We start from the raw sequence: 13,167 nt of genomic DNA, 5'->3' as shown, positions 1-13,167 counted from the left end.
AGGTGTGAGTTCCTGACGTAGTTGGTTTTCGACTCGATGTTAGAAACGTCAGGCTAGCGGGTAGCGCCCCCCCGTAACTGATCGAGCGCCGTCTGACACTCACGTGCGGGTAATCCAGAACGTCAAGCGAAGCCCGGCACAACTGCTATTGGATGATATCGTAACAACGGACGTTCCATTGGCTGCGATGACGTTGTCAGAGGTATGCGTCTTCGTTTGCAGCGTCGAGGAGACTGAATTTGCTCCGCCCCCCAAAGGCGTGGTGCCGATCTTCGTCGTCGCAATGCAGGTTCCCGACCGACATTTGCTGCCAACCTGAGTGATCTTGTATCCGAACGGGCAATCGATCTCGAACAGATAGTCCTGGTTGTCCGGGCTCTCGATGGTGAAGTCGATGGCTTCCTGTTTGGCATTGATTTCACCAATACCCGAGAACGCCCCAGAAATCCCTTTCTGCACACTACCGAGCCACTGATAGAACCGATCCGAGATGTTTCCGTTCGGATCGAGCAAGGCTCTCGGTGGCGGTGGCGCGAGCGGCGTATTCGTCATGCCGCATCCATTTCAAGATCAGCAGAGGCCGCATAGAGCGCCCGGTCGACCTTTGCCGACCACGAGAACCGGTACACCCGGCCATTTTCAGGGGCCTGCCCCAGCCGATGCGTACGGATGCGTGTCAGGTTCCTCCCCTGCTGCCCGAGCTTGATCATCCGTTGCGTGCTGAACGTCTGCCCGCCGTCATGCGACCATTCCAGCATGATCTCAGGATCAACGTCCTGCGGGTCGCCTTGGCCCGTTCCAACGCCCCTCTGCACATCGAGATAGAGCGCGTTATGCGTCACTCTCTGAGGGAAGGCATGAACTGTCGGTGGAATGACGGACGATACCAGCGGATCGCCTGCATCGTCCTTGAACTGCGGTCCCATCTCAAAGAGCGCGCCGGTGTCGGCATCTCCTGCGATGAGTTTCGTGCCGAACGGAACGACGAAGGCAATCCGCCAATTCTCCCGACCGTAGGTCTGACGCTCATGCCACCGCTGCATTCTCGTGTCGTAGACGTGAGTCCACTGCGGGCAGGTCAGAGCATAGAACGTATGACCTCGCGACGACCAGGACGCGGCCCGGATCGTTGACGGGTCTTCGACTTCATGAATGTCGCTTTCGACCTTCGGTGTGGAGATTACCTGCGCGCTGTCGCCTGATCCGAGCAATCGGACCGTGCGATCATGGGCAACCCAGGCAAACGTTTCGGCAACCGTGGCAACTGAATTCGACGCGAGCAATCCAATCGGCATGACGAATGACCGGGCGTATGGGAAGTCCGCGCCACCGCTGTCCTGCCAAACCTCGATTGTCTTCTCGCCAAAGAGATAGAACTGCGCCTGCAGCGCCGCGATGCGGATCAGAGCATCGGGGTCGCCATCGGCCGTGGCAAAGTCCAGTCCATCCCATGCGCTGGCGTCGTCAATGGCGCCGATCTGCCATTTGTTCTGTGCCGTTGTGATCCCGAAATACCCGTCCGAGAATGCGAGCGTGATCGGCGCGAACAGATCGGGGTCCGTTACCTGCGCCAGCACATCGCCCCGGCAGTAGAACATTAGGCCATCGCACACGATCGCGATGTCGGGCACTGCTCTGCGGTTTCGTTCCATGAATACCGGAGCGGTCTTGGAAATGTTCATCGACCCTATGAGGGTCTGAACGCCGGTCGTTGTCACCTTATAGAGCGACACGCCCGCGACGACGTACAGGACGCCATCCACAACGATTCCGGCCCGGCACCCCTGCCCTGCCGCCACGCCTTGCAGAAGCGCGAAACCTTGCAACCCATCCGAGGAATAGATTGCGTTCTTGACCTTCCCCTCCTCGCCAATGGGAGAGAGATAGCAGTTGATGAGCTGCGCCGCGCCACCCTGATTGAACCGGGCCTGGCTTGATCCGGACGGAAGCGCGAGAGGAACGATACCCATCAGAAATCATCCGCATAGGTTGGCATCTCGGCCGAGCGCACATTGACCGTTCGGCGAAGCCTCCGCCGCAAGATGCGCATCCCTTCATCCAGGCTGCGGGCATAGTCAGCAGGCGGCATGGCGGCAGCTTTCCCGAACGCCTTCTCGACCGTCAGGGCGACCATCTGGGTGAGCGGCTCGAAGATTTCGGCCGGCACCTGCCCGATGTTCCAGTACGTCTCGTCGTTCAACGTCATCTCGTTGAAAAGGTCGCGATAGCGGCCGATGACGTACATGCTGTCGCTGGCCGACGGCGACTCCTCCGCTGCGATGATGTTGAAATGCAGCAGGACATTCGTCGCCAGCTCAAGCTCAGTTCGCGTCGTCGCCATTGTCGCTCACGGGTTGAGCGGGCTTGGCGCCGCGCTTCTTCGGCTCTTTATTCGCTTCCGTTCCGTCTTTCTCAAACAGGACGCTGTTGGAAAGCTTCCGGACTGCGTGATCGTCCGTCACGTCATGCTCGGTTCCGGGATACCACTGGAACCCCATGAACTCGGACGGCTCGCTACCGATAAATTTGAATTTCATCTGATCTCCTCAAAGAGAAAGAGCGGCAGTTGCCCGCCGCTCTCGTTTCATCAGGCCGCAACCAGCGGGGTCGTGTCGTAGTCTTCGTCGACGATGCCCTTGAGCACGCCTTTCAGCGTCCCCGCGACACCGGTGGTCGCAGCAGTGTTGACGTAGGCTTTGATCAGCGTGCGGGCCGTATACTTGTAGAGGAGCCCGACATCTCTAAGCGTCTGAGACGTGCCTGCGGCCTGCCCGGAAAACGCCGCGATGAGACGGTCTTCGTCACCATCATCGCCAACGTCCCACAACAGGCCCGTGGATGAGTCCATATCGGTCGTGTTGAAGACGATGCCGGTCGGCATGAAGCCTTTCGGCACCCAAGCCAATCCAACTTCATCGTTGGCGTTGTCGATCATGGCCGTCGAAACAGCCACGATAAACGGGATGACGACTTCCTGCGTAGAAGCGCCGGGACCTTTGGTCTTGCCGCCAGGAAGAGACTGAGAGGTTGCGTAAATAGCCATTGTTCGGGTTCTCCTTAGGCCACGGCCGCGTGGTAGACGGTGACGATGCCAACGTCCTTGCCGTTGTTGATGCCCTGCGGGTTGTTGTTCCAGCGCAGCTTGTCGATGCCGTCCGCAAACTCGATGCCGACGCCTTTCAGGAAGCCGTAGTCATCGTCTGCACGGGTCGTCGGGATCGCGGCCTGCTTGTTGACGAAGCCGATGGCCTGGGAGCCGCACAGGAACGAAACACCACACTGAATGGTGCCGTTCGAGAACGTCGTCTCAGGGTTCGGAGCGTCCGCCGTGTCCTTGCCCTGATAGAACTCAGGGATTTCACGATAGATGACGCCGTCGTAGATCAGGTCGCCGTCCTGGAAGAGCGGGTTCGAGTCCACATCACGAGGACGCGCGTCACGATTGGCCTGCTGCATGACCGGGTCCGCTTTGAGATCGCGGAAGCCCAGCGGATGGCAGAACATCACGTAGAACTCCCGGCCCTGCGTTCCGGTCTTGTAGGGCCGGATCATTGGACGCGCCTGGCGGGCCATGAAGCGCGCCAGCGATCCGACCTTGGTCGACAGCTTGTCGTCCGTGTTGTCGATTGCGGTCAGGCCGGTCGCATGCGTCGGCGAATAGTTCGCCTGCGTGCTGCCATAGAGGATGCGATCCTTGTTCTTGGCAGAGAAAGCGTTTCGGGTGGTCGCATCGGCTGCCGAGAACGGCGTACCGTCCGACATTTTATGGAAGCACTCGATCAGCCGGTATTTGACGTTCTCGGTTGACCAAGTCTTCAGCGAAGGACGGGCCTGGGCCATGAAATCGACGGCAGATTTTTCCCGCTCCTTCTTCGTCGTGAGCACGGCCTGTCGCCGGAAATCCCAGGTGATGTCCTGGTAATACTGATCAAGCGGTTGTTCGCTACCGGTCAACGAGGTATTGCCGGTGACGCCGGAGCCGCCAAGCTTGCCAATCAGAGGAATACGGATCGTGTATCCGTCCGTCTTCAGATCGTTCACGACGTGGATGATGTCGGTTTCGGCATCGCCCATGTAGGTGTCAAAGCCGGTGTCACGGATGTACTCCGTGATGAACTTCGAGCGCCATTTGGTAAGCTCGAGCCCGGAAAGGGTCGGAGTGGTTGCCATGTTGGATGATCTTTCGTGATCAGGGGTTGGGGATCACGAAGCGCATCTGATGCGGCTTACTTTCGTTTTCGGTTTGAACCGAAAACGTTGCCCATGATGGCTTCGTCGCTAACGGGCACAGCAGCGTTCGATCCCGTTCCGGTCGCGTCTGCGAGGGAGCCTGGGAACTGCTGTACTGGGGGCGGCGTCTGTCCCGGCATCACTGCCCGGTTTCCGGTCTTCAATTCTTCCAGCACCTTGGCGCGGATCTTGTCCTCAAGCGTCTTCTCGTAGGCGTCAGGATCTTCACCCACTCGGGCCAAGACCTGCTGATGACGGTGCCATTTCACCAGCTCGCCGTAGCAATCTCTGCTGCCGACGAAGGATTTGAGAACACCGGCCTGCTGCGCTGCCTGAAACGCGGCATCGACGATCTGATCGCCGTGCTTGTTCCGGGCAAACATCTCGGAGGTGTTCAAACGCTGGTTGAGGAGAGCCTGTTGGAATTGTTCCTGCTGGAACGCCATGGCGCCGGCCGGATCGAGGTTCGGATCGGGCGGCGGTTGATGCGGTTGGGCTTGCGCCTGAATTCTGCGCTGGATTTCTTCGACCTGGGCCTGAGTGCGGCGCCAGTTGTCTTCGGCATCCTTGCGCAGACGAGCTTCTTCATCCCGTGCTTTTTCCGCCGACTGGCGTTTTTCACGTTCTGAGGTCAGCTCTTTGAGAGGGACAAATCTCCCTGTTGATGGATCGCGGTATCCTTTGGGCTCCGCGTCGGTTGCTTCAGGCTTTACCTCTGGCTCTGCCGCTTCTTTCGATTGCGGTTCGGCTGTCGGTTCTTCTGCCTTGGCTTCCGGCTCGGCGGGAGCGGCGGTATCTGCCCCCCTCTCGCGGCCACTCGAAAACACGTCATTCAAAAGGGTATCGTCTGCCGACTGTTCAGTCGTCATTGTCTCTCTCCGCAGTATCGTTGCTGGTCACGAAAGCAGCCGATGTCGCCCGGCTGGTGCGAGGTTCATCCGATTACGCGCGGATGGTCGCGAAACGCCGCTTGAGGCGGCGAGTCTTACGCACGTCTACGTAGTGGCAAATAGCCGACGCGCTCGGCATAGGCTTTCTGCTCTGGTGTCAGTTCGGGCGGCTCGCTCCATCGCCCGTTTGAAACGTCACAAATCCACTTCCATGCCGCTTCGCTGCCCTTAAACAGGGGCGAGAACAGGTCGATGGATTCATTCATTCCGGCTTGTAATCCTTGAAGGGACGCTCGTGGCCCGCGGCGACTTCTCTCGTCGCATCCGCCCTGAGCGCGAGTTCATCGAGACGATGCCAGAACGCGTTGCAGTCGCGCTTGGCGTTACCGGCGAGCGCCGCATCATGATTACTAAGCAGCGCCGTGAGATGCCGACGGAGGGAGCCAATGCGGTCGAGGCAATCGTAAACTTCGTGCGCCCGAGCAATCGCGCTCAGTCGTTTCATTTCGGCGTCGAGGCTCATTGCATCCCTGCGATTTGTGGGTTGACGGGTAGTCCGCCCGGCATTCCTGACGGAGGCGGTAAGGCTGCGTTCTGTTGCGGCAACGGTTCCCCGGGTTGCTGCTGATCGTCTGGATCAGCCGGCGGCTGCGGCGGTGACGCGTTCTCCGCGTATTGCTCGATTGTCGGCTGAGCGTAGTGGAATGGGAACATCTGCAACGCTTGCTGAGCGATACCGAGATTCGGCATAGGTGCCGGTGCTTGCGGGATTGCGTTGCCCATCTTGTCAATCATCGGTTTCTGCTGCTGTGGCGTCGATGCCGTCAGCAAGGCCGCCGCCGCTTGCGCCCGGTAGAGTTCGCTCTGCGCCACGTTCTTGTCGACCGTCGATGCCTGTACCAGCTGTTCAAGCCGCGCCATACGCTGCTGCATCTGCTGCACAACCGGGTCCGGCTGTGTCGCTTCGTCGATCATCTTGAACAGACGTTCCTTATTCGGAGCGTTAGAAAGTTCGATCAGCACCTTCGGCGGGACCGCGTTCGGACCAAGCTGCGATAGCGTCTGCAGCAATTCCTCGTTCATCGTGATAACGTCCGGGCCTTCTTCCATGATGATGTCGACATCGATCATGGCGACGACGTTCTGGCTCACCGCCTGCCCGGTCTGAGGGTCGATGTTGTACTGGTTGAGCCCGATGAACTGCGGCGCGTCGTTCTCGTCCGTGATCCTGATCCACTTCTCTGCGGTCCAGGACTGCTTGATGCGCGACCAGAGCTTGCGATAGACGCGGAGCTTCCAGTCCCTGTTGCGCTCGAACACGGGAGACAGTTCCGTCATGCCCGAGTCACGTTGAGCAAGGATCGCCCGGCCGGACTGATCGGCGACGCCGCCACCCTTGCCGATCAGGCCAGGGTTGGGCCCGAGGTTTTCAAGCGAGGCCTGCGCCTGCTCGAGCAATTGCATCTGCCCAGCAACGTCCATCGAGTGGTCGACAATGCCGACCTCATTGCCCCAATCTCCGTCGTGCTCGATCATGCCGTCGGGCTTCGCGAGTTCCGATCGCGTCTTATCGACGTCTTCGAGCGTTCCTCTGCGGAAATGCAGCTGCTTGGTCGTGAACAGGTGCAGAGCCTTGGACCGGCGATGGTTCGCCTCGTCCTGCATCGGCTTCATGCTGCGGATCGGGCCGTAACGGTTGCCTCTCTCGTCAACATACGGCGACCATGCCGCGTACGGGCAATCCGGCTTTCCTTCGTCATCGAGATACGGCGAAACTCCGCCGTCGAGCATCACTTCGCCGACGAAGTAGCAGTACGTCCACCCCCGCGGTGTCTTCTCCCAGAACTCGACGACGCGAACGCGGCGGCTTTCGAACTCAGCCCAAGCAGTCTCTTGGTTCTGATCGACACGGGAGAGGATGCCGCCGGCCGCCACACTGTCGATGACCTGCTGAAGCTGTTGCGCCTTGTCCGGCCATTTCTCCTTGGCGTCGTCAATGTCCATCCAAAGATGCAGGCCCATGTAGCGAGCATCTTCGAAGTCTGGGCGCTTTGAGCGAGGGTCGTAGAAGAAGCGATCACTCTGGACGGATTTGATCTCGGGATCAGGTCCGGTCATGCCCTGCTTGATGCCGACGAAGCAGACACCAATCCCCCGCACGAGGCCATCATGCGTGCCGCCCGAGCCTACGAAGTCCCATCGGTTGATGTCGCAGGCATAGCGCATGCCAGCCGTGGCAACGTCGGCAGACTGCTCGTCATTCGGCGTGCGCGGATAGCCTTTGGGGTCACGGCGCATGCGCTGCTCAACGCCGACGAGGAAATCGATCTTGCGCGCGATGCGGTTGTCGAAGATCGGCGCCTGACCGCGTATCCTGAGCTTTCGGGCTTCTTCCTCTGTCCAGTGCCCCGTGCTGTTGTAGTAGGCCTCATGGACAAGCTGCTCTTGGATTTCGTCCGACTTGTTCGTCTCGTAGGCCGTGAACCATTTGCGGTAGCGGCCAAGGTCGGGCGTAAACGCTTGCGCCTCTGCCGGAACGAGGGCGGTGCTTGGAGTCATCGAGACTTCCATCCGTCGCTATTCCTATCCTCGTTCAATCGCTTGTAGCCGCTGGCTTGGGCCGTCGTGGGTGCTGGCGCCTTCCGAGACCACGGACGTGACATGCAGGCGTACCGCCCCTCGTCGCCCGCGTGGTCTTCGCCGTCCGTATCGATGTCTTCCGGCCTTGTTTGGTCGTGTTGCAGGGCGGGCACCGTCCGTATGAAGTCCAGACAGTTCGAGAAGACCGCCATCATTGGCCGTCCCTCCTCGTCGCCGATCATCCGTTGTCGAACCTGATCCCAACCGCCCATTGCTCCGCGAGCCGGAACTCGCGCATTGTCAGCGCGCCGGAAGACCAACGACCTGGTCTTCGTTCTCGCTGCATCACGCATACGATCTGCTATCGACGGTCCGCCATCAGCTGTGAACGCTGCCGGATCAAGGACGCGGTAATCGATCTTCTCCGTTGTCGGCTCGCGGTCGACCAAGCCAAGAGCGACCTGCTCCGCCGTAAGCTTTAAGCCTGTGTTCGGCTTCCCTGTCTGCATCCCGTACCATTCGCGGTAACGCACAAGGCATCCGCGCGGCAGAACGATCTTGCGCCCCAATGCTGTCTCGGCCTCGAAGTCGTCGCTTACGACGGTCCACCATCCGAAGCTGAACGGCTTTGCTGATCCCCAGTCGCCAGACATCAGCTTCGTCCAAAGCTCCGGCACGGCAAACGGCCGGATCACGTGCCGTTCAGTTGCCCAGCAATCGAAGAACGCGCCTTCAATGACATCCCAGTCGCCAAATCGCATCGCCTGGACGAGTGATTTTGACCCCAGCCCCGACAGCTTCTGCTCGTAGCCAGGGTCGTCCGTCGTCATTGACGGGTTGTCTTCGAGAACGGCGCGTATGAACTGGCGCTTCATGCCGCCGTCTTCGGGCTCCATGTCCCTTACGGCATAGCTTTCGGCACCATCAACGAAGGTCGACTTAACCCAGAGATGACCGACGTTCCCAGGGTTGGCGCCCGCGAGAATACGGGGAAAGCGGCGCTTCCAAGCCTCTTGGAGCTTCAGGCCCACCATGCGAACGCGGGAGCGGAGAAAGCGATACATGCTTTCGGTGAAGTGCGTGAGTTCGTCGATCAGCAGGACGTGTATTTCGGCGCCCTGATATTTGTAGATGTCCTTCTCATCCTTGCAGTGGCAGAGATAGATCTTCGATCCGTTCCAAAATCTAATCTCATCATCAACAATGCGGACGAACCCGCACAGAACCCACGGCGCCAGCATAGCGCGAAAGCCTTTCGGGCCCTCCATGTGGTTCTTGATCAGATCTTCGCGAACGCGGCGGAACAGATAGACCTGCAATCCTGGTATCGCAGAGCACCAGAGCGTTGCCGCGACACGCATAAGGTGCGATTTTCCCCCGCCTGCAGCACCCCCGTACAGAACCTCTGTCGCATCCGTTTCAAGCGCTAAGGCTTGCTTCGGATGGAGTTCAAGGTTGATTTCGGGAGAGACTGACATTCAACACGGGGACTAGCGGGGCGCCGTCTTTGCCAGTCAGTTCGTTCTTGTCGACGACCAACCCATGAAGCTTGGCTTTGCCCATAGTTGCCGACACGGCGGCGCTGGCTTGGCCTTCCTGCTTTGCCAAGTTGCGGGCCTCTTCGAGCTCTATCGTGAGACTTTCAATCGTCACGTTGTGCTTTTCGCGGGCTTCTGCCTGAAGTTCATGAAGCCTTGTCTGAACCTTGTCTTCAGCCAGCATCTTTGATGCCCTCGGATGAACGGTCGTATCCTTCCAATTCACCGCTGCCGGCTTTGCCCTGCGAAAGGCTTCCGACGCATTACCGGTAGCGTGATATTCTTGGACAAACCGCTCTCTGGCGGGGTCGAGCATCATCTGTAATCCCTGCAGCAACAGTCATGGCCCGCAAAGCGTGAGGCCTGGACGTTGAAGTTGCCCTCTATTGCAATCACGTTGCCGTCAGGATCGGTGCCCTCCCAGCGTGTGAACCAGCGCCCGGCACAATTGGGCGTAACGATTGCCGCATAGTTGCCGGCCGATTGCCTCGTGACGTTGGCATCAGTGCCGTAGACGTAGGTGAATGACTGGCAGCTCGGAGACCGGAGCTTGAGGGTGACAGTATCCGGATCAGACGGCGTGACATCGGAATCGGTGAACGAAGCCGATAGCCTCACTGCGGCCCCTACGAAGTATTTCGATGGCGCGAGCATCTATCTCACCTTCCAGAGACCAGGAGCGCCGCTAGCTTGGATATCCAGAACCGGGCTCGCATTCATCTTTGCTTTCCCGACTGCGGCGCCTGACGCAGTGACCTTTGCAGGAAGATCAGCAAAATCTTCATCGAAGATCTGGAAGGCGTCGAACTGGAAGGCGTCTGGCTGAAAGGCCGTGTTGTCTGCCATTTGTTACGGCGTCGCCTCGTACGTATCCCACCATTTGACTGGGTAGCTGACTCCGCTCAGCACAGGACTTGCCGCGGGCAACGATCTGACGATCAGCCCGCCATCGGTCCCGAACTCAATCTGGCCAACACCGCTGGCAGTTCCGACCGGTGCGCGCACGGTCGTATCGATGGGGCGTTCACAGGCCGGCAACTGGCCAGCTGCAAGAATGACGGTATCTGCCGATGTCGTTCCGCCGCTCAGCGCGCCTTCCCAATGAAGGATGCCGTGCTCGTCGACCATGCGTCGCAGATTGCTCTGCGCCCAACTGTTCGAGTACGTCAGTCCGGAAGCGCTGCGCCAAATGCCTTTGTCTTTGTTGATACCTGGGCTTACGTCAAGGATCATGCGGCGGCTGGCGTCAGTCTGATCGCTCCGGATCGAGCGCGCGCCGCGGAACGTGTTACGCGCTCCAATCGTGTTGTATCTTGGTGCATACCCGTCACCGCCATCGACCAGACCAACGTCCGCGATAGCGCAGAGCTGCATTTGATTTTCATCGATCAAACCTGCGATAGAATTCATCAGCCAAATTGAATAGTTTACGTCACTGCCGCCGCCGAAATTGTTGGCGACGATCCGCCAATGCTTCGCCGGGTAAGCGAGACCCTGGACCTGAATGTGCTGACCTAGCAAATTCGTGCCGCCGTGCTGCTCGACCTGGTTGTTCTCGAAGCTCCAGTTCGACCCGTTCGTGACCAGCAGCGCACCGTCGCGCGTCACGATGCAGTTGCCGGAGATCAGCGTCTTATACGCCCCGAGCACGAGGTTGAGGCGAACGCCAGTCCCGGGTCCGAACATCAGGTTGTTCAGAATGCGGTGCCCGTCGGCGCAGCCGTCTAGGTTGATGGCAAGGCCGCCCGAACTTTGAATGGAGATATTGCAGCCTTCGATCGTGTTGAAATTGGTGTCGCCTGCCGGTGTTGCGCCGCCGATGCGAATGCCACAGAGGCCGCCAGTGATCATCCCATTGCGAATATGCGTTTCGAAATGCGGGTTCTGGCCCGGCGTGGAGTTGGCCGGGTTGACGTTGATCGCGCAGTTGGCGCGGGCGTCCGCAATCCAAGTGCCGCCCTCGATGATCATGTTGCGCACGTCGCTGGACGCGGGATTTGTTACCGCGATGCGCAAGAGATCATCGGAGGAAACGGCGCTGCTCAACGTCAATACGGCGTTCGGGTCGAGCTTCAGCGATTTGTGCTTCGACATGACGAGCGGCACCGTGCCGACATAGCTGTCGGCCGGAAAATAGAGAATGTCGCCTTTCGGCTCAGCATCAAGTGCCGCCTGGATTTTCGCCCAGTCCCCGGCATCGTTACCGCCCTTAACGCCGAAATGGTCCTTTACGTTGACGTAGGTATCACTGACCTTGATGACGGAGCGAAATTCGGCAGCTTTGCTGGAATCGAGGCTTGAAGGAGAGACCTTCCCGGGCGCGATTGTGTCTTCGGGCTGGACGGCGGTATCAGCCTTCTCACCCTGGGCAGTCGTCGCGAATTGACCGTCAAGCATCTCCGCTACGTCGGCGCCCGTCAGCTCTTGCGCAGTTCCAACGTCCCCATCCTTGCGACCGAGAATGCGCGATCCTGACATCTTGAGGTCATGCTCGTCATTCCAATTGGAAGGACGAACAAGTCCCGGTTTTGGCTGGTCAGGGACTGTGCTCTCGAACTTATGCTTGAGCGAGATCACCATCAGAGGCTTTTCATAATCCAGCCGGCAGCCGCAACCTCAATCCCGGGATGCGCGAACGCCTGAATGCCGAGATTGATGTTGAAAAAGAACATCGCCAAGCCGAGCGCGCACACGACGCGCCCGGCCAAGTGAACGATCTGCATGAAGTCCATGTTCTGAATGTTCATGCGAACGCTCCCTGCGGATTGAGACGGGCTTGAGCCGCGCGCGCGGCATGGACAATGCGCTCCCGATCTCGTTCTACTGCCGCTAGCGCTTCCGCCCCACGCGGATCAAGGTAGTTCGTCACGTAGGTCGTGTTATCGGGCTCCTGGCCCCAGACCTTGCGATAAGCCCAACGATAGGTGCGCGACAGGAAAGACCATTTCCGGCGCGGTCCTTCCGCCGTCAGGCGTGCCGCTTCATCGCGCATCGATCCGAACGAGATGAACACCGAGATGACGAGAACCGAGATCAGGCCCGTCAACTGCTGCGCGCGGGACTCGCTCATGCCGCCCCAGTCCGTCAGCATGAACAGGTCGGCGCGATCCTCAGAGGTCACGACCTTCGTGCTCGACGCTTCGCTGCGGGCGATGACGACTTCCTGCTCGAGACGCTTCACGTCCTGGTCTGCTGCGTTAGCCGCCTCGATCAGAGCCGGGTGGGTATCAGCCCACGAAAGAGCGGCCTTCGCATCGTTGTAGTCGGCGCAGAACTTCCGCGTCTGAGGGCCTTTAGTCGTCTGGCACTCGTTCGTCAGGTTCCAGTAGCGGGTGTTCGACTTGACCTTGGCGATTGCCGCTTCGGCCTGCCCCCGGTCGGTGATCTTCTGCCCATCGACGACAGGGATCGTCTCCCAGGCGGCATTGTGCTTTTCCTGGGCGGCGTTGCGGGCCTTCTTCAAGGCGTCCTGAGCCATGTCGAGACGCGTGCGCGCATCCGCCGAGTGCACGAAGGCCGCCTTCTGAATGTTCGTCTTCTCAGCCTGCCCTTCCGCCGCGGCGCCGATCCAGTTGAAGATCGAGAACGAGAACGCCGCAACCCAGATGGTGAGGTTGCAGAACATCGAGAACGGCTTGGCTTCCCAAAAGGCCCGCATCATCGATCGGGAGGCGCTCATCTCGTAGAGCAGGCCGGCGATGCCGAGCGAGCAGCCGAACAGCACCATGAAGCTCGGAACGTCGACGCCGTTCTTCTTCAGGATCGTGACGACGCCAGCGAAGAAGACGAGGCCAATGGCGATGCGATCGAGGTTGATCCGGGAAGCAGGGCGCGAGACTGCTGAAAACAGACCCGAGACAGCCGGGATCAGGCCCCGGCGGGCGGGCGCGGGAATGGTGCTCATGGGAATCTCCTGCGGGTAGGAGGTG

The 13,167-nt window shown here is 59.4% G+C and carries 17 protein-coding genes; all 17 read right to left on the bottom strand.

What is annotated here, in order from left to right; genetic code table 11:
- Positions 1 to 99: 99 nt before the first annotated feature.
- The 17 genes from HDEN_RS00775 to HDEN_RS00700 all read right to left on the bottom strand — a co-directional run bounded on the left by HDEN_RS00775 (position 100) and on the right by HDEN_RS00700 (position 13,142).
- Positions 100 to 552 (bottom strand): hypothetical protein, encoded by a 453-nt coding sequence (locus HDEN_RS00775; protein ID WP_013214211.1) that lies wholly within the window; start codon positions 550 to 552, stop codon positions 100 to 102.
- Positions 549 to 1,970 (bottom strand): hypothetical protein, encoded by a 1,422-nt coding sequence (locus HDEN_RS00770; RefSeq protein WP_013214210.1) that lies wholly within the window; start codon positions 1,968 to 1,970, stop codon positions 549 to 551. The genes HDEN_RS00775 and HDEN_RS00770 overlap by 4 nt, the downstream gene beginning before the upstream one ends.
- Complete coding sequence (locus HDEN_RS00765) at positions 1,970 to 2,341, bottom strand: hypothetical protein (RefSeq protein WP_013214209.1); 372 nt, start codon at positions 2,339 to 2,341, stop codon at positions 1,970 to 1,972. Before HDEN_RS00765 ends, HDEN_RS00770 begins: the two co-directional genes overlap by 1 nt.
- Entirely contained in the window at positions 2,322 to 2,537 is a 216-nt protein-coding gene (locus HDEN_RS00760) for a hypothetical protein (protein WP_013214208.1), read from the bottom strand. Before HDEN_RS00760 ends, HDEN_RS00765 begins: the two co-directional genes overlap by 20 nt.
- A gap of 50 nt (positions 2,538 to 2,587) precedes the next feature.
- Complete coding sequence (locus tag HDEN_RS00755; RefSeq protein ID WP_013214207.1) at positions 2,588 to 3,043, bottom strand: hypothetical protein; 456 nt, start codon at positions 3,041 to 3,043, stop codon at positions 2,588 to 2,590.
- Between the two features lie 14 nt (positions 3,044 to 3,057).
- Positions 3,058 to 4,170 carry a phage capsid family protein gene (locus HDEN_RS00750; RefSeq protein ID WP_013214206.1) on the bottom strand — a complete coding sequence of 371 codons (1,113 nt, stop codon included), beginning with the start codon at positions 4,168 to 4,170 and terminating at the stop codon, positions 3,058 to 3,060.
- Positions 4,171 to 4,226: 56 nt separating this feature from the next.
- Positions 4,227 to 5,099: a hypothetical protein gene (locus HDEN_RS00745; RefSeq protein WP_013214205.1), complete on the bottom strand. Its 873-nt coding sequence runs from the start codon at positions 5,097 to 5,099 to the stop codon at positions 4,227 to 4,229.
- Between the two features lie 116 nt (positions 5,100 to 5,215).
- A complete protein-coding gene (locus tag HDEN_RS18255) occupies positions 5,216 to 5,386 on the bottom strand; it encodes a hypothetical protein (protein WP_013214204.1) in 171 nt (56 codons plus the stop codon).
- Positions 5,383 to 5,643: a hypothetical protein gene (locus tag HDEN_RS00740; protein WP_013214203.1), complete on the bottom strand. Its 261-nt coding sequence runs from the start codon at positions 5,641 to 5,643 to the stop codon at positions 5,383 to 5,385. The genes HDEN_RS18255 and HDEN_RS00740 overlap by 4 nt, the downstream gene beginning before the upstream one ends.
- Positions 5,640 to 7,679, bottom strand: coding sequence for a portal protein (locus tag HDEN_RS00735; protein WP_245256687.1), 2,040 nt, complete (start codon positions 7,677 to 7,679; stop codon positions 5,640 to 5,642). The genes HDEN_RS00740 and HDEN_RS00735 overlap by 4 nt, the downstream gene beginning before the upstream one ends.
- Positions 7,676 to 9,178 carry a phage terminase large subunit gene (locus tag HDEN_RS00730; protein ID WP_013214201.1) on the bottom strand — a complete coding sequence of 501 codons (1,503 nt, stop codon included), beginning with the start codon at positions 9,176 to 9,178 and terminating at the stop codon, positions 7,676 to 7,678. The genes HDEN_RS00735 and HDEN_RS00730 overlap by 4 nt, the downstream gene beginning before the upstream one ends.
- Complete coding sequence (locus HDEN_RS00725) at positions 9,150 to 9,557, bottom strand: terminase small subunit (protein ID WP_013214200.1); 408 nt, start codon at positions 9,555 to 9,557, stop codon at positions 9,150 to 9,152. Before HDEN_RS00725 ends, HDEN_RS00730 begins: the two co-directional genes overlap by 29 nt.
- Complete coding sequence (locus tag HDEN_RS00720; protein WP_013214199.1) at positions 9,554 to 9,892, bottom strand: hypothetical protein; 339 nt, start codon at positions 9,890 to 9,892, stop codon at positions 9,554 to 9,556. Before HDEN_RS00720 ends, HDEN_RS00725 begins: the two co-directional genes overlap by 4 nt.
- Positions 9,893 to 10,084: a hypothetical protein gene (locus HDEN_RS00715; protein ID WP_013214198.1), complete on the bottom strand. Its 192-nt coding sequence runs from the start codon at positions 10,082 to 10,084 to the stop codon at positions 9,893 to 9,895.
- 3 nt (positions 10,085 to 10,087) lie between these two features.
- Positions 10,088 to 11,818 carry a pectate lyase family protein gene (locus HDEN_RS00710; RefSeq protein ID WP_013214197.1) on the bottom strand — a complete coding sequence of 577 codons (1,731 nt, stop codon included), beginning with the start codon at positions 11,816 to 11,818 and terminating at the stop codon, positions 10,088 to 10,090.
- On the bottom strand, positions 11,818 to 11,985 hold the full coding sequence (locus HDEN_RS00705) for a hypothetical protein (protein WP_013214196.1): 168 nt from the start codon (positions 11,983 to 11,985) through the stop codon (positions 11,818 to 11,820). The genes HDEN_RS00710 and HDEN_RS00705 overlap by 1 nt, the downstream gene beginning before the upstream one ends.
- Complete coding sequence (locus HDEN_RS00700; protein WP_013214195.1) at positions 11,982 to 13,142, bottom strand: hypothetical protein; 1,161 nt, start codon at positions 13,140 to 13,142, stop codon at positions 11,982 to 11,984. The genes HDEN_RS00705 and HDEN_RS00700 overlap by 4 nt, the downstream gene beginning before the upstream one ends.
- Between the last annotated feature and the right edge of the window lie 25 nt (positions 13,143 to 13,167).

The sequence above is a fragment of the Hyphomicrobium denitrificans ATCC 51888 genome (genome assembly GCF_000143145.1).
Taxonomy (GTDB): Bacteria; Pseudomonadota; Alphaproteobacteria; order Rhizobiales; family Hyphomicrobiaceae; genus Hyphomicrobium_B; species Hyphomicrobium_B denitrificans.
This window is presented reverse-complemented; position numbering and strand designations above follow the sequence as displayed.

Coding starts and splice junctions, on each gene's coding strand:
- HDEN_RS00755 (WP_013214207.1), bottom strand. CDS start 3,043: ATGGCTATTTACGCAACCTCTCAGTCTCTTCCTGGCGGCAAGACCAAA.
- HDEN_RS00750 (WP_013214206.1), bottom strand. CDS start 4,170: ATGGCAACCACTCCGACCCTTTCCGGGCTCGAGCTTACCAAATGGCGC.
- HDEN_RS00720 (WP_013214199.1), bottom strand. CDS start 9,892: ATGCTCGCGCCATCGAAATACTTCGTAGGGGCCGCAGTGAGGCTATCG.
- HDEN_RS00765 (WP_013214209.1), bottom strand. CDS start 2,341: ATGGCGACGACGCGAACTGAGCTTGAGCTGGCGACGAATGTCCTGCTG.
- HDEN_RS00700 (WP_013214195.1), bottom strand. CDS start 13,142: ATGAGCACCATTCCCGCGCCCGCCCGCCGGGGCCTGATCCCGGCTGTC.
- HDEN_RS00715 (WP_013214198.1), bottom strand. CDS start 10,084: ATGGCAGACAACACGGCCTTTCAGCCAGACGCCTTCCAGTTCGACGCC.
- HDEN_RS00740 (WP_013214203.1), bottom strand. CDS start 5,643: ATGAGCCTCGACGCCGAAATGAAACGACTGAGCGCGATTGCTCGGGCG.
- HDEN_RS00705 (WP_013214196.1), bottom strand. CDS start 11,985: ATGAACATTCAGAACATGGACTTCATGCAGATCGTTCACTTGGCCGGG.
- HDEN_RS00725 (WP_013214200.1), bottom strand. CDS start 9,557: ATGATGCTCGACCCCGCCAGAGAGCGGTTTGTCCAAGAATATCACGCT.
- HDEN_RS00745 (WP_013214205.1), bottom strand. CDS start 5,099: ATGACGACTGAACAGTCGGCAGACGATACCCTTTTGAATGACGTGTTT.
- HDEN_RS00775 (WP_013214211.1), bottom strand. CDS start 552: ATGACGAATACGCCGCTCGCGCCACCGCCACCGAGAGCCTTGCTCGAT.
- HDEN_RS18255 (WP_013214204.1), bottom strand. CDS start 5,386: ATGAATGAATCCATCGACCTGTTCTCGCCCCTGTTTAAGGGCAGCGAA.
- HDEN_RS00710 (WP_013214197.1), bottom strand. CDS start 11,818: ATGGTGATCTCGCTCAAGCATAAGTTCGAGAGCACAGTCCCTGACCAG.
- HDEN_RS00770 (WP_013214210.1), bottom strand. CDS start 1,970: ATGGGTATCGTTCCTCTCGCGCTTCCGTCCGGATCAAGCCAGGCCCGG.
- HDEN_RS00730 (WP_013214201.1), bottom strand. CDS start 9,178: ATGTCAGTCTCTCCCGAAATCAACCTTGAACTCCATCCGAAGCAAGCC.
- HDEN_RS00760 (WP_013214208.1), bottom strand. CDS start 2,537: ATGAAATTCAAATTTATCGGTAGCGAGCCGTCCGAGTTCATGGGGTTC.
- HDEN_RS00735 (WP_245256687.1), bottom strand. CDS start 7,679: ATGACTCCAAGCACCGCCCTCGTTCCGGCAGAGGCGCAAGCGTTTACG.